A 1,272-nucleotide genomic window follows, 5' to 3' on the forward strand; every position below is an offset into this window, starting at 1 on the left:
GCGGCGCTGGGCGGGAAGAACGCGATGGCCGCCCAGGGCCCCAAGCTCCCGGGCTTCCCCCAGGCCGCGCTCCGGGGACAGGCCGAGACGGGATTCTCACTTGGGGCAGCGCTGAACGGCGGCGTGACGTCCATCGCGCTGCCTGCCGCGGGGGTGCTCAACGTCGCGTTGGCGCCTGGAGCAGCGGCTGCTCTCGCGATGTACTCCAACGGCCAGATTCCAGGTGACGCCGAGGGGCCGGTTCATCACATCTGCACCAACAAGAACAACGTCTCCGCTGTCTCCGGAGGGCCTTGGACGCCAGCGTGCGAGGAAATCTTCGAGAAGGCCGGCATGACGCTTGAGGACGCAGCCAACAAGGTGCGGCTCAAGGGACACGAAGGGCCTCACCCTGAAATCTATCACAATCAGGTCGTGAATCGCCTGCAGACGGCCGTAAGGACATGCAGAACCACGGAAGCCTGCCGTACGAAGCTGCTGAATGAACCCGCCAGGATCGCAAATGAATTGCTCACGGCGGGCTCGGACCTGCGTAGCTACATCGTGAAGTAGGAGAGCAGCGTGGAACGGAACTTCTATTGGGTGAATATCGCGGATGTGCCTCAGTGGTACATCACGACACCTGTGCCCGCCTCCGGAGGAGCCTTCGCAGAACCGTGGATGTTCGGGGAGGGGCACCCTCTTCCGGATCCCGGGCCCAGCAAGGCTCGGATTCGAAACCCAGGTCAGAAACGCGCCCTTGTTTTCGCGGGGGTTGAGCGTACGCCCATCGGCAGTGGAGCGGCCGCGAACGTTTTCAGGACGCAGGCCTCCAACGATGTGCAACTGTTCCCAATCACCATCGAAGGGGAACCCGATCAACACTTCATCATCAACGCAACAAGGACAGTCGATTGCATTGACGAAGCGAAGTGTCGACAGGTGCAGCACTACGCCGAAGACGACCCTTTTCCTGAGTATGCAGGAGAGTACCGCTGGATCCACGGCTTGCGAATCGACCCCTCCAAGACCGGGGACGCGCATGTCCTGCGGCCAAGGAAGTTCAAGACAGCGCTCATTGTCTCCGAGGAGGTCAAGGCCGCTCTCGAACAGGTGGGGAACCTGGGAGTGTTCTTCACTCGCGTGACGGGGCCGCAAAGCGCACCCTGAGTCAGTCTTTGTCAGTCCCACCCGGCCAGTCCTTCACTCGCGGCCCGGGTGGCTGAATCCTGTCAGTCCCGAGTCGGGAGGGGACATGACGATTCAGTTCGGGTTCATCGACCAGGGGGATGG

2 protein-coding genes are annotated in these 1,272 nt (G+C 62.0%); both read left to right on the plus strand.

Going from position 1 to position 1,272, the window contains the following annotated elements; genetic code table 11:
• Nucleotides 1-552: AHH domain-containing protein (locus K8556_RS38830; RefSeq protein WP_223745177.1), on the plus strand; the 552-nt coding region annotated here is incomplete at its 5' end.
• Nucleotides 553-561: 9 nt separating this feature from the next.
• Complete coding sequence (locus K8556_RS38835; RefSeq protein WP_223745178.1) at nucleotides 562-1,149, plus strand: imm11 family protein; 588 nt, start codon at nucleotides 562-564, stop codon at nucleotides 1,147-1,149.
• Nucleotides 1,150-1,272: the final 123 nt, after the last annotated feature.

Source organism: Corallococcus sp. AS-1-12 (assembly GCF_020036995.1).
Taxonomy (GTDB): Bacteria; Myxococcota; Myxococcia; order Myxococcales; family Myxococcaceae; genus Corallococcus.